The organism is uncultured Roseobacter sp., assembly GCF_947491795.1.
Classification (GTDB): Bacteria; Pseudomonadota; Alphaproteobacteria; order Rhodobacterales; family Rhodobacteraceae; genus Roseobacter.
On the sequence record NZ_CANLKW010000001.1, the window covers coordinates 385618 to 406913 of the forward strand.

The window sequence follows — 21296 nt, forward strand, 5'->3', positions numbered from 1 at the left end:
TTTTGGGCTGGAATCTCTGGCCCGTCCCCTTCATACTCTGCGGTGAGGGAGAGGGACCGGTACGCGGCCCCCGGCAAGAAAAAAGGCGATTACCAGAATGGCGTCGGACAGACAGAATCTTCAGGATGCGTTCCTGAATCATGTGCGCAAAACAAAAGTCCCCGTGACTATTTTCCTGATCAACGGTGTTAAACTGCAGGGTGTGATCACCTGGTTTGACAACTTCTGTGTGCTGTTGCGGCGCGACGGACAGTCTCAGCTTGTGTACAAGCATGCGATTTCCACGATCATGCCGAGCCAGCCGATCAGCCTGTATGAGGGCGAAGACGCTTCTTGAGCCGTCCCACATTTCAGATCGACAATACCGCAGGTCCAAAAGTGACCCGCGCCTGGGTTTTGCATCCGGATATCCGTTCCAATCCTGAACGCAGGCTGGCCGAGCACGCGCTGGCAGAGGCTGTTTCGCTGGCCCATGCGCTGCCAGAGCTGGAGGTTGTCGGTGCGGATATCGTGCCGCTCAAAACCGTGCGGGCTGGTATGCTCTTTGGCTCGGGCAAAATCGACGAATTCAAAGCCATATTTGAGGCACAGGAGATCGAGCTGGTTCTGGTGGACGGGCCCGTCAGCCCCGTACAGCAGCGCAACCTGGAGAAAGCCTGGGGCGTGAAACTGCTGGACCGTACCGGCCTCATCCTGGAAATTTTCAGTGACCGGGCGGCCACGCGCGAGGGTGTGCTGCAGGTCGAGATGGCCGCGCTGAGTTATCAGCGCACCCGGCTTGTCCGGGCCTGGACCCACCTTGAGCGTCAGCGGGGTGGACTGGGCTTTGTCGGGGGGCCTGGCGAAACCCAGATCGAGGCGGACAGACGCGCGATTGATGAGCAACTGGTCAGGCTGCGCAGGCAGCTGGACAAGGTGGTCAAAACCCGCGCGCTTCACCGTGCCGCCCGCGCTAAAGTGCCATATCCGATCGTGGCACTGGTGGGGTATACGAACGCGGGCAAGTCAACCCTGTTCAACCGGCTGACCGGTGCAGAGGTTATGGCAAAGGATATGCTGTTTGCCACGCTCGATCCGACCATGCGCCGTTTGCAGCTGCCGGACGGGCCGGAGGTCATCCTGTCGGACACCGTGGGCTTTATCTCGGATCTGCCGACCGAACTGGTTGCCGCCTTCCGCGCCACGCTGGAAGAGGTCCTGGCGGCCGATGTTATCTGCCATGTGCGCGATATCTCTCACTCTGAGACCGAAGAGCAGGCAACTGATGTCCGTACCATTATGGCGTCCCTCGGGGTCGATGAGGACAGGCCGTCCTTTGAGGTCTGGAACAAACTTGATCTGCTGCCCGCAAGCGAAGCAGACGCGGTGAATGCCCGCGCTGCGCGTGACGACAACGTTTTTGCTATTTCTGCACTGACAGGGGCAGGCATGGAGCCGCTGCTGGAGGCCATAACCGCCGAGCTGGAAGGGGCCAGACGCACAGAGATTCTGTCACTGGGATTTGCCGATGGCCGCAAACGCGCCTGGTTGTTTGAGCAGGAACTGGTGGAGAGCGAGACGCAGAGCGATACCGGCTTCGACATCACCGTTCGGTGGACCACGGCGCAGCAGGCCCGCTTTGAGCAACTCTAGGAGCCGCTTTCATCGGCAAATCGCCATGCACCGGGGGCCAGGCGGTTCAGATGCCACTGCCCGACGCTGACCCGGATCAGACGCAGACAGGGCAGTCCGACATGTGCGGTCATGCGGCGGACCTGACGGTTACGCCCCTCTGATATCGTTATCCGCAGCCAGTGATCGGGTACAGATTTTCGAAACCGGACAGGCGGGTCACGTGGCCATAGCGGGTCGGGTACGTCGATCTGATCTGCATTAGCCGGACGCGTCAGACCGTCTTTCAGCGTGACGCCCTGGCGCAGAGCTTGCAGGGCGGTTTCATCAGGCGTGCCCTCGACCTGAACCAGGTAAGTCTTTGGCATTTTGTGTTTCGGGTTAGCAATCCGTGCCTGGAGTTTGCCATTGTCGGTGAGCACCATCAGCCCTTCGCTGTCCCGGTCAAGCCGTCCGGCGGGGTAAAATCCTGGCTGATCAATAAACCCTGACAGCGTCGGGCGCGGTGATCCTTCGGTTCCTTTGTCGGTAAACTGCGACAGGACCCCAAAGGGTTTGTGAAACAGAATAACCCGCGCCATTTACTGAAGAGGCCGGAGCACCGTCACACCAACAGAGGCTGCACGGGCAAGGTTTTCGTCCAGTGACATGGGGATGTATTCGCCGCGCCGCCAGAGCTGTGCCATGTCATCATAGTGGCGGGACAGGAAATGCCCGGACTGCCCCGTGGACGTGATGAAAACGGAACTGTCCGGATCCGCAAAATCGTAAACCCCGCGGTAGGCCGCGCCATGAACATTCTGAAAGGCATCCGGGCCACCGCCACCGCGGGTCAACCCGCGCTGCAGTGTATTGTCACCACCATTTGTTGACTGGCGGATGTTCACAAAATACCGCAGCACCGGCACCTCGCCCAGCACTGCGTGGTCATGCGTGGCCTGATGCGCATCGCCCCAGCGCAGCGTTTCAAGCGCTGCGCCGGATGTTTCACTGATCCAGATCAGCGCGTCATCCAGCGCCAGACGGGCCATATCCGCACATGTTTCCACCGGGGCGGACTGGATCACATCGCACCAGACGGCGGCACCGTTCACATTACGAAAGGCCCGCTCGATAAACAGCGGCTCCACATGTGTCAGTTCCGCGGCCAGCGGTCCCAGTTCATCCTGCACCATACGGGCCTGCAGACTGCGCAGCCAGGCCATGTAGATCAGCGGCTCGGGCATGTGTTCATTCATCTCGCCGGACCATCCAGCAAGGAGGGCGAGCGCACGCTGTCGCTGGCGCAGCGGGGTCCCATCGGCTGCGGCCTCTCCGGTGAACCAAAGCTCTGCACCAATCAGCGGCAGCAATGAGCGTGCGGTAAAGCTGACCATGTCGAGCTGCGCTTCGATAAAGCTGTCGCGCGTATGGACCTGGCGGGCCTGCATCAGTCGCTGCCACCGCTGGACCCTTTGTGTATCGCCCCAGGTATAGGAAACATGGTTCGGAAACGGCCGGTCTACTGTTTTGTTGTTGGTATTGCCCAGGATGCCACCGTTGGGTGCTGTAAACTCGGGGTTTGAGGCATAGGGCAGGCGGCCCTGCCAGCGGTTGGCGGCGATCCAGCCCGGGCTGGGCATGCGGCCCTGGCTCTGATGGCGCGCGTCACGACGGGGCATGACGCCGATCATCTTCATGCCAATCTCTGAGCGGTCCGCCAGCACCAGGTTCTGTGCGGGGGCGATAAAACCCTCGGCAGCGGCGATGCCCTCGCGCACAGACCCCGCACCCATCAGGCGCATCGCAGCCCCCATCGAGGTGTCGTTGGGGCTGAGCACGGTCCAGGACAGCGAGGCGACATGACCGGGTGGCGTAACTGCCGCGAGATTGTAGTGCGTTCCGGGCAGAACCGGGCCGTTATCCGTCCAGCGCAGGGTGATCGTGATGGGTGTTTCGTCTTTAATGTTGATGATCGATGAACGCGTCTCGAAGGCTTTGAAACCGTCAGGGGTGCGGTACTCTTCGGGTTTGTCGGGGTTCAGCGCCTCGATATGCAGGTCCTGGTCGTCCATACCGGCAGAGGTCAGCCCCCAGCCCAGTTTTGCGCTGCGGCCGGTCAGAACAAGCGGCATGCCAGGTATTGTTCCACCGATCACCCCGCCGCTTTCCAGTTCCAGCCGCGCCAGATACCAGATGGCAGGTGCCGTGAAACCCAGATGCGGATCATTGGCGAGCAGCGCACCGCCTGCCGCAGAACGGCTGGGGTCGGCGGCCCAGGCGTTTGACGCACCCGCCATGAATTGACGTTTGAAGGGCGACAGCGGGTGGGCGTCGTGCGGAACGCTTTGCGCAAAGCGCAGCACACCTGGCACGATCTGCGCGTATTCGGGCAGGGCGACAACGCCGGTACCGGGTGCATCAGGCAGAATGTCAGCAAGGCGATCCGCATCCGGCACCGCCAGAGACATGCGGGCCCGCAGCACCTCTGCATCCAGGTGTCCGGAAAGCTGCAGACCCATCAGTTTGATCACTGCCAGCGAATCCGCAGGGCGCCATGGCGCGACAGGTGCGTTAAAAAGAAACATCTCGGGGGCACCGCGCCCCAGCGCCTCGGCGTTGATCTGATCGAGGCGCACGTTGACGCCGGTCGCATAGGCCCGAAGCATGCGCATGGTGCGCTCGTCCTGTGTGTCGACCGAGGCGGTTGCGAGCGTGTACAGATCAAGGCGCCGCAGAAGTTTGTCGATATTCACGGTCGCTGCGCCAAAGACTTCGGACAGCCGTCCCTGTGCTGTGCGCCGCATCATTGTCATCTGCCACAGACGGTCCTGTGCGTGCGCGAACCCCAGTGCGTAGAACACGTCTTCGTCTGTTTCACCAAAAATATGCGGCACGTTGGCGTTGTCGCGGACGATCTCGACCGGCGCGCTGAGATAGGGCACGTCGATCACGGCGTCATAGTCGGGCAGGGATCGCGAAGCGAGATACCAGACCAGACAGATGCCCAGCACCACAAGTGCAATCAGCGCGCCCGCAAGACGCATCAGCCATTTAAAGATCAGCCCCATCGGCAGCCGTTAATATCCTGTGGTTCAGTTGACCCGACGCCCTTGACTGTTAGGTAGGACAGAAGCGTAAAGCAACACCCAAAGGGAAGGATACACAAATGGCACAGCTGGCATTTCTGGGACTGGGCGTCATGGGCGGCCCGATGGCAGGGCATCTGCAAAAAGCGGGCCACGATGTGACGGTGTATAACCGGACAGCCTCCAAAGCGACGGCCTGGGTGGACGCGTATGCCGGAGCAATGGCAGAAACGCCGCGCGGTGCTGCCGAAGGTGCGGATTTTGTGATGGCCTGTGTCGGCAATGACGATGATCTGCGCGGCGTTTGTCTGGGCGACGAAGGGGCCTTTGCCGGAATGAAAAGCGGGGCGGTTTTCGTGGATCACACAACGGTTTCCGCCGCAGTGACACGGGAGCTTTATGCCGCGGCGGGCGACGGCGGTGTAAGTTTTGTTGACGCACCCATATCGGGCGGGCAGGCCGGGGCAGAGAACGCTGTGTTGTCCATCATGTGTGGCGGAGATCAGGCGGCTTATGATGCCGCACTGCCGGTCATGGAAGTTTATTCAAAAATCTGCCGTCGCATCGGTGAAAGCGGTGCGGGCCAGATGACAAAGATGTGCAACCAGATTGCAATCGCGGGACTGGTGCAGGGTCTGAGCGAAGCGCTGCATTTTGCTGACAAGGCAGGTCTTGACGGTCGCGCTGTGGTCGAGGTGATCAGCCAGGGTGCCGCAGGCAGCTGGCAGATGGCAAACCGGTACGAAACCATGCTGGACGATCACTTTGAACATGGCTTTGCTACTGACTGGATGCGCAAGGATCTGGGCATCTGTCTGAGTACCGCCGATGAGACGGGTGCGAGCCTGCCGGTGACAGCACTGGTGGATCAGTTTTACAAGGACGTTCAGAAAATGGGTGGCGGGCGCTGGGATACATCCAGCCTGTTCAAGCGGCTTCAGGCTCTGGGCTGAAAACGAGCAGACGACAAAAAAACGGGCGGCCAGAGGTTTCTGGTCGCCCTGTTTTGTACGCGCGTTCTGGTCGTCTGCAGGTAACCGTCGCTTCAAAAGCCTTAAGAGCAGGTCGTACAGCGGCGTCTACTGCATGGGCAGACGGTCCACCGCGCTCTGAAGGTCTGCTGCTATCTGCTCGCTTTGCGGGGCAGCCCGGGACACAAGCAGATATCCTTCATGCGTATTCAGGGGCTTTTTCAGCGTTGTGAACCTGGCCTGGTCCTCTTCTGAAAACAGATTTCTGATCATGTACCAGCCCACTTCCTCACTGATTGGGAAAAGATCGATACGTCCTGACAAAAGTTTGCGCAGATTGGACTCGTTCTCCGGGGTTTCTGACAACGTGAGGACCCCGCTTTCCCCCAGCGACCAGAACTCCGGCGTGTAGGTATAGGAAAGCGTTGCACCGATGCGGTACCCAGAGAGATCTTCGAGCCGTTCCCATTCCGGAATTCCCGCGTCTTCCAGGACGAAAAAGACTTCAGCTTCCTGACTTACCGGTCCTACATGAATGAAATCCGCGTTGCGCTCTTCGCTGTAGTACCAATACGACGTTGCTTGGAAATTCGCATTCCGGGACGTCTCAAGCGCGCGTGCCCAGGGCAGATATCTGATATCCGCAACAAAACCCGCCTCTTCCGCAACCCGGCGCACATAACTGTTCACAATACCGTCCTCAGGCAGCGCGTCGCCTGCAAAAGGAGGGTGTTGTCCTGACGAGATCATCAGGGAACGCACGTCCGCTCCTGCGGTCGTGACGCCGAAAAGAAAGACAATCGCTGTTGTCAGAATAAATTTCATCAGGCGGCCTCCTTTGACGGTCTGCGCGCGTGTGGCGGCAGACATGTTCTGATCAGTATGCGCGCCTGCCGGTGAAAACTTCTTTAATGGAAAAATCACCCATTCGGGGGCAACTATTTGCGCGAGCCGTCAAAGGTTTGACCCAGGCAGAGAATGGAGGCTGAGGGCGGCAAAAGTACCGGCAGTTTTATTAAAACGTCAGAATATAACTGAAAATTATTGGTGTGCGCATAAAGTTTGTGGCGGGTGAGGCCCAGGGGACGTTCGTATCATTGTTCAGAATGCGCAGACCAGATCACGCCGATACGGCTGTTGAACAGCCGGATGGAGGGCGGAGGAAAGATCACTCCGCCGCCGGAACCGATCCGCCTGCCGGTCGCCGGATGCTGAGCCGGGTTTTGCTGAAAATGACACTGCTGCTGGCGCTCGTTATTGGCGTGCTGGTGGCGCTTGTGCAGATGTCACTCGACCTCAACCAGCAGAAAAACGCTGTCGAGGCAGCGGCAGAAGCGTTTCTGGACAACATCACTCCGACCGTCGCCACAGCGGCCTATAATTACCAGGACGCAGCTGCAGAAGATGCGATAGACGGGCTTTTTACCCAGCGGGCAATCCGCCAGGTGCGGATCATTAACGACGGGCAGGTACTGGCGGAACGGGACCGGGAGCTTTCGCCAACCCTTCCGTCCGTGGGCATGATTGCAGATGCCGAAGAGGTTACTCTGCGGCGGGCGCTGCTCAATCCGGAAAGCCGGGAACGCGAAGTTATCGGTGAAATATCAGTGGTGGTCGACCGCTCTGTGGTATCGCCTGCAGTTGTGCGGCGACTGTTGTCCTATTTCCTGCTGTCTGCCGTCAAAAACCTGCTGTTCGGGCTGGCACTGGTTGCGCTGGTTTACACAGCACTGACCCGCCACATTGTCCAGATCGCCCAGGTCGCGGCTGAATGGAAACCGGGCGATGGTGCCATAACGCCGCCGCGGCCGCCGAAATTTCTGGTGGGCACGGAAATTGAGGTTCTGGGCGACAGGATTGGTGAAATGTCCAGGGCGGCGGAAGTGACAATCAGCACACTTGAAACCTCCAGCCGCCGGGTGCAGCGCGACAACAGCAAGCTCAGCCGCAGATCCAGCAGGTTGTCAGATGCAGTCCGCGACAGAACCAGAGAATTGGATGAGGCCAATCTCGCGCTGCGCAGGCAGGCGGACCGCGATGCACTGACAGGCACCTTTAACCGCGGCGCTTTTGATCGTCGCGCCTCTGCCATTGTCGAGACCGCAATGGCAGAAGATGAGGCCGTCGTCCTTCTGATGATCGATATTGATTACTTCAAACCCTTCAATGATCACTATGGGCACCAGACCGGAGATGGCTGCCTGAAAGAGGTGGCCGGCGCGCTCGAAAGCCTTATGGGTTCTGACGACCGGCTGCTGGCGCGCTATGGCGGTGAGGAGTTTATCTGTCTGCTTACAAATGCCGGTCAGGCAGAGGGCGAGGCGCTGGCCGCCGACATACACAAGGCGATCGCGGATCTTGGGATTCTGCACGAGCGCTCCGGGGTCAGCGATTTCGTCACCGCGAGCATTGGCCTGACGCGCGAGACCGGTGGGGCCATTTCCTCGCTCGACGCCCTGGTGAGTGCGGCGGACGAAGCGCTGTATGAGGCAAAGCACAAGGGCCGTAACCGGACGGTTGTTTCCAGCGATCAGATCCGCAGCAGGGTGCGCAAACGCCGCGAAAGCATCAGCCACCTGCTGACAGCACTGGATCAGCGTGAGTTTGAACCTTTCTTCCAGGCTCAGGTGGATGCGACCACAGGTACTGTGGTGGGCATGGAGGCACTGGCGCGGTGGCGCAGGACAGACGGGCAGATCATTGGCCCCGGAGAGTTCATGCCAGCCGCAGAGGAAAACGATCTCGTTCGCCTGGTCGACGCCATCATTTTCGAAAAATGCGCGGATTTCCTGCGGCAGGCAGAGGCCCTTGGCGTTACCATTCCCAGACTGTCCATCAATCTGTCCGAAGAGCATCTGCGGGATGAGGCGATTATGGACCGCCTGAAAGCGCTGCGCGAAACCGGTCGGACGCGTATCGCAATGGAGTTGCTGGAAACAACGGCGCTGGATAACCCGTCTGAGCAGATCAACTGGACTATCGACAAAATCCGGGATCTGGGCTTTGACATTGAAATCGATGACTTCGGCACCGGGCGCACCTCAATCATCAGTCTGACAACGCTGCGACCATCCCGGTTGAAAATCGCGCGCGAACTGGTCATGCCTGTTGAGAACGAAGAAAGCCGCGAACTGCTGTCCTGTGTACTTGAAATTGCGCGCACGCTGAACATTCGTGTGGTCGCTGAAGGTGTCGAAACCGTGGCGCAGCGCGACGCCCTGCTCGAGATGGGATGCACTATCCATCAGGGTTTTCTGTATTCACGCCCCGAAAACGCCACCGAGTTCCTGGAACGGTTGCGCAATCAGGGTGGCGTTCTCAAAGCTTCATAAAGTCTCATGACACGACGCGTGCAATTCCTTCATACGGGGATCGCGACCATTTCCTGAGGCAACAGAAATCCAGCAAACCCCAGACGCGAAAAAAGCGTCCCGGGAAAGTTGTGAACGGGCCCATCCCGGGGCACAAAGGCCTGATCTGATTAACCCGGACAAATCCGGCCGGGCACGCCCGACCGGTGAAAAGCCCAAACTCCGATCAGGGAATGATGCGGGTGTATTTTGTGCCCTGCAGCGTGGCGCCAATGCGCAGGCCCGCGCGCCCGAAGACCGCCGCGATAACCGGTGCAAGCGCGGTTGTGGTATTGGCACTGACCCCGTCGCCCTGGTCAGAGACAACATATTCGATATCCCCACCTGCGGCCCAGCCCGAAGAGCGGCGGAACCCGGCAAGTGCGTCTTCTGTCATGAAAAACAGCACATGCGCGTACTGCTGCGCGCCGATCTGGAGGCCGCCGGTGATTTTGGTGGTAGAATAATAATCGACGGTCACACCGTTTACCCGCAGTGCGCCCTGACCATAGGCGCCACCGAACCCAAGGCCCGCCTCTGTCACAACGGGCATCACAAGGATGCCGTTTGCCTTGTCGGCCAGATTGCGGGTGTTAGGATAGCTGGCGTACATCTGCTGCAGGGTCGCATCGACCCGTGCATCAATCTGCGCGCCGCCGGTAGAGCCGATGCCGTTGCCGCAGGCGGCTGTGATGACTACACCGCTGAGTGCGCCAAATGCGAACAGCCGCCGGGAAATTCCTGAACGTTTCATAATTTTGCCTGTATATTGTTGCCTTAACGCCGGTTTGCCCGGCTTGTGCGCGAATATACGCCGATTATATGGCCCTGTCACCACAAAGCACCGTGACTGGGCGGCTTATCGCTGTTTGTTGAGCAGCCTGGCGGCCGCTGGGGCGAAATAGGTCAGAATGCCGTCGCATCCGGCTCGTTTAAAGGCCATCAGGCTCTCCATCATGACCTTTTCACCATCGATCCAGCCGTGTTCAGCCGCGGCCTGGATCATGCTGTATTCGCCGGAGACCTGGTAGGCATAGGTAGGCGCGCTAAAGGTTTCTTTGACGCGCCGGCAGATGTCCAGATAGGGCAGCCCGGGTTTCACCATGACCATATCGGCGCCTTCGCTGAGATCCCGCTCGATGAGCCGCAGGGCTTCATCCGAGTTGCCGGGATCCATCTGATAGGTTTTCTTGTCACCCGTCAGCGCGCCGGAGGCGCCGACAGCATCGCGGAAAGGGCCATAGAAAGCAGAAGCGTATTTGGCCGAGTAGCTCAGTATCATGACCCGCTGATGTCCTTCTGATTCCAGTGCTGCACGCATCGCACCAATTCGTCCGTCCATCATGTCCGAGGGCCCGATGATATCCGCGCCGGCCTCTGCCTGGGACAGGGTCATTTTCACCAGGGCCTCGACCGTCCGGTCGTTCACAATCTCGCCGTTTTCGACAAAACCGTCATGACCGTTGATGTTGTAGGTGTCGAGCGCCACGTCCGTCATCACCGCAATCTCTGGAACCGCTGCTTTGATCGCACGGATCGCGCGGTTGGCGTGGTTGTCCGGATCCCAGGCACCGGCACAGTCTTCGGTGCGTTCCTCAAGCCCCGTGTAGGGAAAGATACAGATCGCCGGAATGCCGAGGTCTGCAGCCTCGCGCGCGGCGTCGACAATTTTATCCACCGACCTGCGGAATACGCCAGGCATGGAGGGCACAGGTTCCTCAATGCCTTCACCTGAGCGTACAAAAACAGGCCAGATAAAATCATCTGCACTGAGACTGTTTTCCCGTGTCAGAGCGCGCAGAGCAGGAGACTGGCGGGTCCGGCGCAGACGCGTCGCCGGAAAGGGAGCCTGGGTGGGTCGCATGGGGAAACTGTCCATATTCTGTTACACACGAGACTTGCACGTATTTTTACCTAAGCCAAGGCTAGGATTCGACACAAAGCACCGCTAAGACACTCAAAACCGGCAATCAAAGCGCAGGCCCCTTGGACTTTTATTCTTCCGTTTTTGAACTGATCGACATGCGGTCTTTCTCGAACCTCTGGTTCTGGATCGCACTGGCGGTGATGTGGTCTACGGCCAGCCACTGGGTGCTGGGTGTTCCTTTTGACATGGTCCTGCGGGCGCGGCGCCATGGCGGGCAGTCAGAGCAGGATCTGGAAGACCTCGTCCGGATCAATACGAACCGTCTGCTGTTTATTGCGCGCGTGTCCGGTCTGTGGCTGCTGACACTGGGGTGTTTTGTGCTGACGATGCTGGCCGGTCTGGGCTTTTTCTACGACGTCGAATTCGCCCAGGCGCTGTTTCTGCTGGGGCTGCCGATGTCTGTGGTCATGCTGTTGTCACTGTCGACAGCCCGGCTGATCCAGGAAGAGGACGCTGTCGGCGAGCACCTGCGCAGCCGCCTGACACGCCACCGGCTCTATGTGCAGATGACCGGTGTGGTCTCTATCTTCTGCACGGCCCTGTGGGGCATGTATCAAAACATGTCCGCCGGCGTCCTGGGCGGTTGACACCGACGCGCGAAGCGCCAATTGAAGCAGCCCATGGCTGACACGCAACATATTACAGTTTCCGGCGTCCCGGAGGGCTTTGACGCACAGTTCCTTATCCGTGAACTGGAGCGGGGCGCTGGCCCATTGATGCACGTGGCGCGTGATGACAAACGCATGGCTGCGATGCAGGAGGCCCTGCGTTTTTTTGCACCGGGTCTGCCCGTCGTCGTATTCCCGGGGTGGGATTGTCTGCCGTATGACCGCGTGTCGCCCAATGCGGATATCTCTGCACGCCGGATGGCCACGCTGGCAGGTCTTGTCCATGGAATGCCTGAAAAGTTCATCCTGCTGACAACGCTGAATGCCGCCACCCAGCGGGTACCGGCACAGGACATTCTGCGCGATGCTGCCTTTTCGGCGCGTGTGGGCGACAGGATTGATGAAAAAGCGCTGCGCCAGTTTCTGGTACGCATGGGCTTTGTACAGAGCCCGACCGTGACCGAACCCGGTGATTATGCGGTGCGGGGCGGTATCATCGACATTTATCCGCCGGGTGATCTGGGTCCGGTCAGACTGGATCTGTTCGGTGACGTGCTGGACGGCGCACGCCGCTTTGACGCGGCAAGCCAGCGCACCACAGAAAAACTGGACGTGGTCGAGCTGGCGCCGGTGTCCGAAGTGATCCTGGACGAAGCCGCGACTACAAGGTTCCGGCAAAATTACCGGATCGAGTTCGGTGCGGCCGGCACCGACGACCCGCTTTACGAAGCGATCAGCGCGGGGCGCAAGCATCAGGGCGCGGAACACTGGCTGTCGTTTTTTCACGAACGGCTGGAAACGCTGTTTGACTTTCTGCCCGGGGCGACTGTGTCGCTTGATGATCAGGTAACACCCAGCCGCCTGGCGCGCTGGGAAAGCATCGCGGATCAGTTTGAAACACGGCGTCTTGCAATGGCCAACCGTTCCAAAATGGACACGGTCTATAAACCGGCCCCGCCCGAAGGTCTGTATCTGGATGACGCGGCCTGGGAGAGCGCCGTGGCGCAGCGCCGCGTGTTGCAGCTGGCGGCTCTGCCGCAGGCGACCGGGCCTGGTGTCACGGACGCTGGTGCGCGCACCGGCAGGAATTTCTCACCAGAACGCCAGCAGGAATCACTGAGCCTTTTCGGTGCTCTGGCAGCCCATGTTAAGGCAAAGATGGAAGATGGCCCGGTTCTGATCGCCAGTTACTCGGAAGGGGCCCGCGAACGTCTGACCGGCCTGATCGAGGATGAAGGCCTTGCCGAGGCGATCCCGGTCACAGATGCCACCCGGATCGGCAAGCGCGGTCTGCACCTGGCCGTCTGGGCGCTGGAGCATGGTTTTGAGGCCCCGTGGTCCACAGGCAGCAAAGACAAGGCCGGGCAGCGGATCACGGTCATCTCAGAGCAGGATGTTCTGGGCGACCGTCTGATCCGCACCACCCGCAGGAAACGGCGGGCAGAGAATTTCCTGACAGAGACGCAGTCGCTCAGCCCCGGCGATCTTATTGTGCATGTCGATCACGGTATCGGGCGCTACAAGGGTTTGGAGGTCGTCACGGCCGCAGGCGCCGCGCACGAGTGTATTCTGCTGGAATATGCCGAGCAGGCCAAGCTCTACCTTCCTGTCGAGAACATCGAACTATTGTCCAAATATGGCCACGAAGAAGGTTTGCTCGACCGGCTGGGCGGTGGGGCATGGCAGGCGAAAAAAGCACGTCTCAAAGAGCGCATCCGCGAGATGGCAGACAAACTGATCCGCGTGGCCGCTGAACGCGCGCTGCGCAAGGCACCCGTGCTGGAACCTCCGCCCGGCATGTGGGACGCTTTCAGTGCGCGCTTCCCCTATCAGGAAACCGATGATCAGCTGCGCGCCATCGGTGATGTGGTGGATGACCTGACGTCGGGCAATCCGATGGACCGTCTGGTGTGCGGTGATGTGGGGTTTGGCAAGACCGAGGTGGCCATGCGCGCGGCCTTTGTCGCCGCGATGTCGGGCGTTCAGGTGGCCGTCATCGCGCCCACAACATTGCTGGCGCGCCAGCACTACAAAAGCTTTGCCGAGCGGTTCCGGGGGTTTCCGATCAATGTGCGCCAGCTCAGCCGTTTTGTCAGCACCAAGGACGCCAATGCCACCCGCGATGGCATGTCGCGCGGCACGGTCGATATCGTCATCGGCACCCATGCGCTGCTGGCCAAAGGAATCCGGTTCCAGAACCTTGGGTTGCTGGTGATCGACGAGGAACAGCATTTCGGCGTGACCCATAAGGAACGCCTCAAACAACTGCGCACGGACATCCATGTACTGACGCTGACCGCCACGCCCATTCCGCGTACGCTGCAGCTGAGCCTGACAGGGGTGCGTGATCTGTCGATCATCGGCACGCCGCCCGTCGACCGGCTGGCGATCCGCACCTATGTGAGTGAATTTGACGGTGTGACCCTGCGCGAGGCGCTGCTGCGCGAACATTATCGCGGCGGTCAGTCATTCTATGTTGTTCCGCGCATTTCGGACCTGCCGGAAATCGAGGATTTCCTGAAAGAGCAGCTGCCGGAGCTGACCTATGTTGTGGCCCATGGTCAGATGGCTGCTGGCGAGCTCGATGACCGGATGAACGCCTTTTACGACGGTAAATTCGATGTGCTGCTGGCTACAACAATCGTCGAGTCCGGGCTGGATATCCCGACGGCAAACACGATGATTGTGCACCGGGCGGATATGTTCGGTCTGGCGCAACTCTATCAGATCCGGGGCCGGGTGGGGCGGTCGAAAACACGCGCCTACGCCTATCTGACGACGAAACCACGCGCAAAAATGACCGCCTCAGCCGAGAAACGTCTGCGCGTGCTGTCCAGCCTGGACACACTGGGGGCAGGTTTCACGCTGGCCAGTCAGGATCTGGACATCCGGGGGGCGGGCAACCTGCTGGGCGAGGAACAGTCCGGCCAGATGCGCGACGTGGGTTTTGAACTTTACCAGTCCATGCTGGAAGAGGCGATTGCCAAAATCCGCGCGGGCGAAATGGAGGGCCTGAGCGAGGCGGATGATCAGTGGGCGCCACAGATCAACCTGGGCGTGCCGGTGCTGATCCCCGAAGAGTACGTGCCCGATCTGGACGTGCGTCTGGGACTATACCGCAGGCTCAGCAGCCTCAGCACCAAGGTAGAGCTTGAAGGTTTTGCCGCAGAACTGATCGACCGTTTTGGCAAGCTCCCGCGCGAGGTGAATACGCTGATGCTGGTTGTGCGGATTAAGGCGATGTGCAAACGGGCGGGCATCGCGAGGCTGGATGGTGGCCCGCGTGGTGCTACGATCCAGTTTCACAATGACAAATTCGCATCACCCGAAGGCCTGGTATCCTTTATTCAGGATCAGCGCGGCCTCGCAAAAGTCAAAGACAACAAGATCGTCGTGCGCCGCGACTGGAAAGCAGATGCGGACAAGATCAAAGGCGCGTTTGCCATCGCGCGCGATCTGGCGGAAAAAGTCGTGGCCGAGAAAAAGAAGCGCAAAAAGGCCAGTGCCGGTTAGGGTCTATTCAGCAGGCAAACGGTTTTCGACCCGCGCCATATAGACCATGAGCACACAGGCGACGGTCGACATGATCAGAACCGCCCCCACAAGGGGCCGGATGGTACCGTCAAAGAGCAGACCGATCGGCGAGGCAATCGCCGCCGCCAGAACGGTCGAGACCGCCCCGATCACACTGGCCGCCATTCCGGCGATATGCCCCATCGGTTCCATGGCGATGGCGTTGAGGTTTCCAACCGTCAGACCCGCCTGAAAAAACACATAGGCCTGCCAGACTGCGAACCAAAAGAACCCGCCGGGGCCAATCTGCTGGCCGAAAAGGATTATCGACCCCGACAGCATGATCTGGATGACCAGTGCGATGGTCACGAGGCGGCGCATGCCCAGGCGCACGACCAGAACGGCGTTGAGAAGGCTTGCCAGTGCAGAGACCAGAGCAATTCCGCCAAACCAGTAGGGAAAGCTCTCGAGTTTATCAAAGACAACCTCGTAAATCGGCTGGATCAGCATCAGCAGGGAAAACAATACAGCCATCACAAGCGTCTGTACCATGATGGACAGGCGGACAACCGGGTGGGCAAACATTTCGCGCACTGAATTCGTCATCAGCGCGGGCCGGATCGGCCGGCGGTTCGGCAGCGGCAGTGTTTCAGGCAGCCTGAACCCCAGCCAGAGCGCCGAGATCAGCGAGAAAATGATGAAGGACATGAAAATCCCACGCCATCCGAATTCAGAGATGATCACCACGCCCATTGCGGGGGCAAAGGCCGGAACCAGGGTGAATATCATCATGGCGATAGACAGAATGCGGGCCATTTCCCGACCGGAAAAGAGATCCCGGATGATCGCGACGGAAACGACGCGTGGGCCGGCAGCCCCGATGCCCTGTGCCACACGGGCCGCCAGGATAACCTCGAAGGAGGATGAAGCCCAGGCGCAGGCCGCAGAAGCGATATAAAGCCCGGCTCCGCAGAACATGATCGTACGCCTGCCAAAGGCATCAGAAAGAGGCCCGGCAAAGAACGTCCCGAGGCCCATCCCAAGCACAAAAGATGTCAGGATCAGCGGCGCGCGTGTCGGATCATCAGGGGTAAGCTCCATGGCGATGTCCGGCAGCGCGGGCAGCATGGCGTCGATGGAAAAAGCGATAGTGGCGAACATCATCGCCATCAGGGCTATGAATTCGCCCCGACCCATCGGTATTGGATTTTGTGCACCACTCACCCGCCGGCATCCCACAATCTGGCGCAGGCTGACCTGGCGCGCAATAGCGTCAGAAATAACCGGAAGTTGCAGAGCGCACAATCACAGAATAACACACATGGGTCTGAAATGACGCACAGGTGATCAACTGTCAGCCGTCAGTTCCCCGATCACTTTTTTCCAAAGCTCCGGCGGCTGGGCACCGGGAACAGCGTGTTTGCCGGCAACGATGAAGGTCGGCACAGAAGAAATTCCCATCTGGCGGCTGTGCGCATCACGGTTTCGGATATCCTCCTGGTCGGCATCCGATTTGAGCAGTTTGGTTACGACGGCTGCATCCATGCCGATACTGTCGGCAATATCGGCCAGAACTTCGTGGTCTCCGATGTCGCGCGCATCCACGAAATAGGCCTGAAACAGCGCATCAACGGCTTCGGTCTGGCGGTTTTCAATACCTGCCCAGTGGATCAGACGATGGGCATCAAGGGTATTCGGCGTACGTTGCATGCCTTCAAAATCAATGCTGAGACCCGCGGCCTCGGCATGTTCCACGACCGGCGCATAGGCGCGCATGGCACCCTCTTTGCCGCCGAATTTCCCTTCCAGGTATTCACGACGCCCCATGCCGCCCGCAGGCATGTCCGGGTTCAGCTGGAACGGATGCCATTCGATGGCGAAAGGATGATCCGGGTGGTCTGCCAGCGCCCGGTCCAGATGCGTTTTGCCGATGTAGCACCACGGGCAGATGGGGTCGGACATAATATCCAGCTTGATGGTCTCGGTCATTTGGGGGCCTTGAATTGGTCGCGCAGGGCGCGGCGCAGGATTTTGCCGTTTGCGCCTTGGGGCAGCGCCGGTACATGAATGTAAAGGCGCGGCTGTTTATAGCGCGCCAGTCTTGGTTCGACATAGGACTGCAAAGCGGTTTCGTCCAGAGGGGCGGGGCCGGTATAAAAGGCCGCAATCACACGGGCACCTGAGGCAACGATCACGTCCGTCACGGCCGAAGCACCGATGCCGGGGCAGGCATTCAGGACATTTTCCACCTCGATGGGCGAGACGCGAAATCCGCCCGCATTCATCATATCGTCGCTGCGGCCCAGATAGGTAATCTGGCCGGCGTCATCCATTACCGCCTGATCGCCCGTCAGAAACCAGTCTCCCTGCATCCGCTCTGCTGTCGCGTCCGGTGCATCCAGATATTCCAGCATCAGCCCCGGATCGCTGCGGTGAACGGCAATTGTGCCTTCGCTGTTGCGCGCAACCGGGCCGTTTTTGTTCATCAATGCGATGCGGCGGCCCGGCTGGGCCTGTCCCAGCGCACCGTCCGCTGCAGGCCTGCCCGGCGCGCCCGAGATAAAGGTAGAGCACTCTGACATGCCATAGGCCTCATAGACGGGCGTGCCGGTTGCGGCCTGCCAGGCCCCCGCGAGGCCGCTGGCCATCTTTTCGCCCGCGCTCAGCCCGTGGCGCAGATGGGGAAGATCACAGGGGCCGGGGGCGCGCAGCATCTGCCGGTACACACCCGGGGCCGCCGCAAAAATCGTAGCCTGCGCCTTTTTCAGCAGCGCGGGCAACCCGGCAGAAGGCGTGCCCGGGGCTGGGATCAGTGCCGTCGCACCACAGGTCCAGGGATCCATCAGCCCGGTGCCCAGCGTATATGTCCAGTTGAACGCACCGGCATGCATCAGACGGTCGTCCTGGCCCAGGCCATACCATCCGTCGAACATCATGGCGCGACCCAGAATGGCGCGATGTGCATGGACAACGGAGCGGGGGGTGCCTGAGGTGCCTGATGTGAAAATAATGTACCCCGGGCGCTCCGGATCACCCATGTGAAACGAGCAGGGCGGCAGATCGCGCCAGGATCTGAGCACCTCCGGCGACAGGGTTTCTGCATCCTCGGGGCAGGGCACATCCGGTGCCCGCAGAATGGCCGCCGGGCGGATGATCCCGATGATTTTCGCAACCTCCGGAACAGTGAGGGCCGAGGCGGTTGGCACGGGCACCAGTCCTGCGGCCAGAGCACCCAGATAGGCAATTGGAAAATCTACGGTGTTCCCGAGCCGCATGAGAACCCGGTCTCCCGGAACCAGTCCGCAGGACAAAAGCCCGGTTCCGGTGCCGCGCACAGCCGATGCCAGCCGCGCATACGACCAGGTATCCACCGGTCCGGAGCCGTGTACTTCGAGCGCTGTCTTGTCGCCCAGCTCCTCTGCCCGGCCCAGCACCCGGGCCGCCATGTTGAAAGTGGCGGGGATGTCAGGGGGCTGACCGCTGTGAGAAACCGAGAGCATAGAGCGTCTGCTAGACCGCCGGGGCGGACGTTGCAAGCACGTGGCGATCCTCCTATAGACAAAAGAATGACAGATCGTGATCCCCAGAACCTGATCCGTATCGCGCGTGAAAACGGGCAGGACGCCCATGCAGTACCGCTGGATCTGGGCGTTCGGGTACGCGAGTTGCGCAAAGCCCGCGACTGGACCCTGGAGCAGGCCGCGCGCCAGGCGGGTCTGGCCCGGTCGACGCTGAGCAAGATCGAAAACGGCCAGATGTCTCCAACTTACGACGCGCTGAAAAAACTGGCCACGGGCCTCGAAATCTCCGTCCCGCAGCTTTTTACGCCGCCGCGCCCCGGTCAGGTGAACGGGCGTATGGCGGTGACACGCACAGGGCAGGGCACGCCGCAGGCAACCGTGACCTACGAGCATGAACTGCTGGCCGACACGCTCACCAAAAAGCAGATGTTACCCTACCGCGCGCGGGTTCGGGCGCGCGATATGTCAGAATTTGACGGCTGGGTACGCCACGACGGCGAGGAATTCCTCTATGTGCTGACCGGTGTGATCCGCCTTTATACCGAATTCTATGAACCGGTAGAGATGCGGCGCGGAGACAGCGCGTATTACGACGCCTCCATGGGCCACAACGTTGTTTCGGTCAGCCAGGAGGATGCCAATATCCTCTGGGTGACCTCACTGATCTGACGCCTCATACCACCAGACTTCGGGCATGAAATTCGGACCATCGCCATAAAGCGGCAGGGTGTCCGGGTGATGCATCTGCCGGATGTGCGCAATGCGCCCGGTAGTGTACTGCCAGAAGGGGATCACATAACGGCCCGCGGTCAGAACCCGGTCGAGCGCCCGCACGGCAGATGTGAACTCTTCGGAGGACCGCGCCGAAAGCATTGTGTCGATCATGGCATCCGCCGCTGGTGATGCGACCCCCATCAGATTGCGCGATCCTTCCTGTGTGGCGGACTCAGAACCCCAGTAAAACCGCTGCTCGTTGCCGGGCGACAGAGACAGCGCGCGGCGATAGGTTGTCATGTCGAAATCAAAGGCATTGGTACGTTCTGTGAACTGAGCATCATCCGTGGCCTCGATTGTCATTTCCACACCCAGCCGGTCCAGAGCAGATTTGTAGATATCGGCAATGGCGCGGTTTTCACTGCTGTTCTGCGCAATGAGCAGCGTAAAGGCCAGCGTGTCGCCCGCACTGTTGCGCATGATGCCATCCTGCGGTGTCCAGCCGGCTTCCTCCAGCAACGCCATGGCGCGTCGGATACCCTGCCGGTTGCGCAGCGAGCCATCGGTGACGGGCATCTCATATCCTTCCAGCGTGCCGGGCAGCAGGTCACTGGCAAAAGGGGCCAGCAGATCAGCCACGGGTTGCGGCGCCGCGCCGGGCCGCATGGCCAGGACAGAGTTGGAAAAATAAGAGGTGATCCGCGGCTGCGCACCACCCGTCAGTGTATCGTTGACATATTCAAAGTTGAAAGCCTGCAGCATCGCTTCGCGCACGCGCCAGTCGTCAAAGGGCGCGCGCCGGCTGTTCATGACAAATCCCGTCATGCCCGAGGGTTTGAGATGAGGGATCTCAGTCTTGACCACATCGCCGCGCGTCACGGCCGGAAAATCATACTGGCGGGCCCATTTCTCGGCGTTGAATTCCCGTACGGCCGAGATATCCCCCGCCTTGAACCCTTCAAACAGGACCGAGGCATCGCCATAAAAGTCCAGCTTAATCTCATCAAAGTTATGCGTGCCCTGCCGGAAAGGCACATCCGCGCCCCAGTAGTCCGGGTTGCGTGTCAGCTGAACAAAACGACCGGCCTCATAGTCACTGACGACATAAGGGCCGGACCCGAGCGGAATATCATCAATCGGCGCATTGGCGAAATCGCGGCCTTCCCACTGCGCGCGGCTCAGAACGGGGCGCATACCGGCGAGCAGCGCCAGTTCGCGGTTGTCTGTGTTGAATGAGATTTTCAGGCTGCGCGGGCCGGTCTGCTCAATCCGGTCGATCTGCCCGGCAAGACCCAGGTAGCGTGGATGCCCCTGGGTGCCCAGAAGTTCATAGGAAAAGATCACATCTTCGACAGTGACCGGTGTGCCGTCGGAAAACCGTGCCTCCGCGCGCAGCGTGAACGCGACCCAGGAGCGGTCGTCGGGCACCTCAACCGATTCGGCCAACATCCCGTATAACGAGAATGGTTCATCCCAGCTGCGGCCCATCAGGGATTCATGCGTGAAAAACCGCAACTGCCAGGGCACTGTTCCTTTGCGGACATATGGGTTCAGACTGTCGAACCCGCCTGTGTTTCCCAGCGTAATACTGCCACCTTTGGGGGCGTCGGCCCGGACATAGGGCAGGGACACAAAATCCGGTGGCAGAGCGGGCGCGCCGTACATAGATAGACCATGCTGCGGTTCAGCGACCGCGTGGGTTGTGTACAGAATCGCCGCAAACCCGAGGATAAGATGCCGTACCCTGTGGAAAAAAACCGTGCTCATTTTGGAGACAATCCCTTACTGCCCTTATTTTCATTGCGCATAACCTATCGGTGAATTTATGCGTTATCAAACTTTTAGCTTGGACTGCGGCGTTGGATTGCTTATAAAGGAGTCACTGCTCGATAGGTTTCTTGCCTGTATGAAACCTGCCTCAATAACTTAACGCCTGCCTTGTGCAGGCGTTTTTTTTGGGCCGTATTTTCGCGCATTGTTTTCCGCCAGTCTGGTCGCTCACGCCCGCGCGAC

General features: G+C 59.8%; 15 protein-coding genes and 1 pseudogene. 7 read left to right on the forward strand and 9 right to left on the reverse strand.

Features of this window, described 5'->3' with window-relative positions:
• The first annotated feature begins 97 nt into the window (after nucleotides 1-97).
• Both hfq and hflX read left to right on the forward strand, forming a co-directional pair.
• Complete coding sequence (gene hfq, locus Q1A34_RS01955; protein WP_007119530.1) at nucleotides 98-337, forward strand: RNA chaperone Hfq; 240 nt, start codon at nucleotides 98-100, stop codon at nucleotides 335-337.
• Nucleotides 334-1632 (forward strand): GTPase HflX, encoded by a 1299-nt coding sequence (hflX, locus tag Q1A34_RS01960; protein ID WP_300030006.1) that lies wholly within the window; start codon nucleotides 334-336, stop codon nucleotides 1630-1632. Before hfq ends, hflX begins: the two co-directional genes overlap by 4 nt.
• Here the strand turns inward: hflX and Q1A34_RS01965 are convergent.
• Together Q1A34_RS01965 and Q1A34_RS01970 are read right to left on the reverse strand one after the other, a co-directional pair.
• Entirely contained in the window at nucleotides 1629-2192 is a 564-nt protein-coding gene (locus tag Q1A34_RS01965; protein WP_300030008.1) for a pseudouridine synthase, read from the reverse strand. The two genes, hflX and Q1A34_RS01965, sit on opposite strands and share 4 nt — an antisense overlap.
• Entirely contained in the window at nucleotides 2193-4661 is a 2469-nt protein-coding gene (locus Q1A34_RS01970; protein WP_300030010.1) for a penicillin acylase family protein, read from the reverse strand. It abuts the gene before it with no gap.
• 80 nt (nucleotides 4662-4741) lie between these two features.
• Here Q1A34_RS01970 and Q1A34_RS01975 point away from each other — a divergent pair.
• Nucleotides 4742-5632 (forward strand): annotated as a pseudogene (locus tag Q1A34_RS01975) (NAD(P)-dependent oxidoreductase); the annotation flags it as partial.
• Nucleotides 5633-5758: 126 nt separating this feature from the next.
• Here Q1A34_RS01975 and Q1A34_RS01980 read toward each other — a convergent pair.
• Nucleotides 5759-6475, reverse strand: coding sequence for a transporter substrate-binding domain-containing protein (locus tag Q1A34_RS01980; RefSeq protein ID WP_300030013.1), 717 nt, complete (start codon nucleotides 6473-6475; stop codon nucleotides 5759-5761).
• Nucleotides 6476-6699: 224 nt separating this feature from the next.
• On the opposite strand from Q1A34_RS01980, the gene Q1A34_RS01985 reads away from it, so the two are divergent.
• Nucleotides 6700-8982: a bifunctional diguanylate cyclase/phosphodiesterase gene (locus Q1A34_RS01985; RefSeq protein WP_300030016.1), complete on the forward strand. Its 2283-nt coding sequence runs from the start codon at nucleotides 6700-6702 to the stop codon at nucleotides 8980-8982.
• A 205-nt stretch (nucleotides 8983-9187) separates the two neighbouring features.
• Here the strand turns inward: Q1A34_RS01985 and Q1A34_RS01990 are convergent, their stop codons facing one another.
• Nucleotides 9188-9754, reverse strand: coding sequence for a YSC84-related protein (locus Q1A34_RS01990; RefSeq protein ID WP_300030019.1), 567 nt, complete (start codon nucleotides 9752-9754; stop codon nucleotides 9188-9190).
• A gap of 105 nt (nucleotides 9755-9859) precedes the next feature.
• Nucleotides 9860-10864, reverse strand: coding sequence for a porphobilinogen synthase (gene hemB / locus Q1A34_RS01995; RefSeq protein ID WP_300030022.1), 1005 nt, complete (start codon nucleotides 10862-10864; stop codon nucleotides 9860-9862).
• Between the two features lie 122 nt (nucleotides 10865-10986).
• Between hemB and Q1A34_RS02000 the strand changes: the two genes are divergently transcribed.
• Together Q1A34_RS02000 and mfd are read left to right on the forward strand one after the other, a co-directional pair.
• The gene (locus tag Q1A34_RS02000) at nucleotides 10987-11514 is read left to right on the forward strand and encodes a component of SufBCD complex (RefSeq protein ID WP_300030025.1); all 528 of its coding nucleotides are present in this window, start codon (nucleotides 10987-10989) and stop codon (nucleotides 11512-11514) included.
• Nucleotides 11515-11547: 33 nt separating this feature from the next.
• Nucleotides 11548-15048, forward strand: coding sequence for a transcription-repair coupling factor (gene mfd / locus Q1A34_RS02005; RefSeq protein ID WP_300030028.1), 3501 nt, complete (start codon nucleotides 11548-11550; stop codon nucleotides 15046-15048).
• A 3-nt stretch (nucleotides 15049-15051) separates the two neighbouring features.
• Here the strand turns inward: mfd and Q1A34_RS02010 are convergent, their stop codons facing one another.
• From Q1A34_RS02010 to Q1A34_RS02020, 3 genes are all read right to left on the reverse strand, one after another.
• A complete protein-coding gene (locus tag Q1A34_RS02010; RefSeq protein ID WP_300032306.1) occupies nucleotides 15052-16245 on the reverse strand; it encodes an MFS transporter in 1194 nt (397 codons plus the stop codon).
• Between the two features lie 150 nt (nucleotides 16246-16395).
• The gene (locus Q1A34_RS02015) at nucleotides 16396-17037 is read right to left on the reverse strand and encodes a DsbA family oxidoreductase (RefSeq protein ID WP_300030032.1); all 642 of its coding nucleotides are present in this window, start codon (nucleotides 17035-17037) and stop codon (nucleotides 16396-16398) included.
• Entirely contained in the window at nucleotides 17034-18548 is a 1515-nt protein-coding gene (locus tag Q1A34_RS02020; protein ID WP_300030034.1) for a class I adenylate-forming enzyme family protein, read from the reverse strand. The genes Q1A34_RS02015 and Q1A34_RS02020 overlap by 4 nt, the downstream gene beginning before the upstream one ends.
• Before the next feature lie 66 nt (nucleotides 18549-18614).
• On the opposite strand from Q1A34_RS02020, the gene Q1A34_RS02025 reads away from it, so the two are divergent.
• Complete coding sequence (locus Q1A34_RS02025) at nucleotides 18615-19238, forward strand: XRE family transcriptional regulator (protein ID WP_300030037.1); 624 nt, start codon at nucleotides 18615-18617, stop codon at nucleotides 19236-19238.
• Here Q1A34_RS02025 and Q1A34_RS02030 read toward each other — a convergent pair.
• On the reverse strand, nucleotides 19227-20948 hold the full coding sequence (locus Q1A34_RS02030; protein ID WP_300032308.1) for an extracellular solute-binding protein: 1722 nt from the start codon (nucleotides 20946-20948) through the stop codon (nucleotides 19227-19229). The genes Q1A34_RS02025 and Q1A34_RS02030 overlap by 12 nt on opposite strands.
• Between the last annotated feature and the right edge of the window lie 348 nt (nucleotides 20949-21296).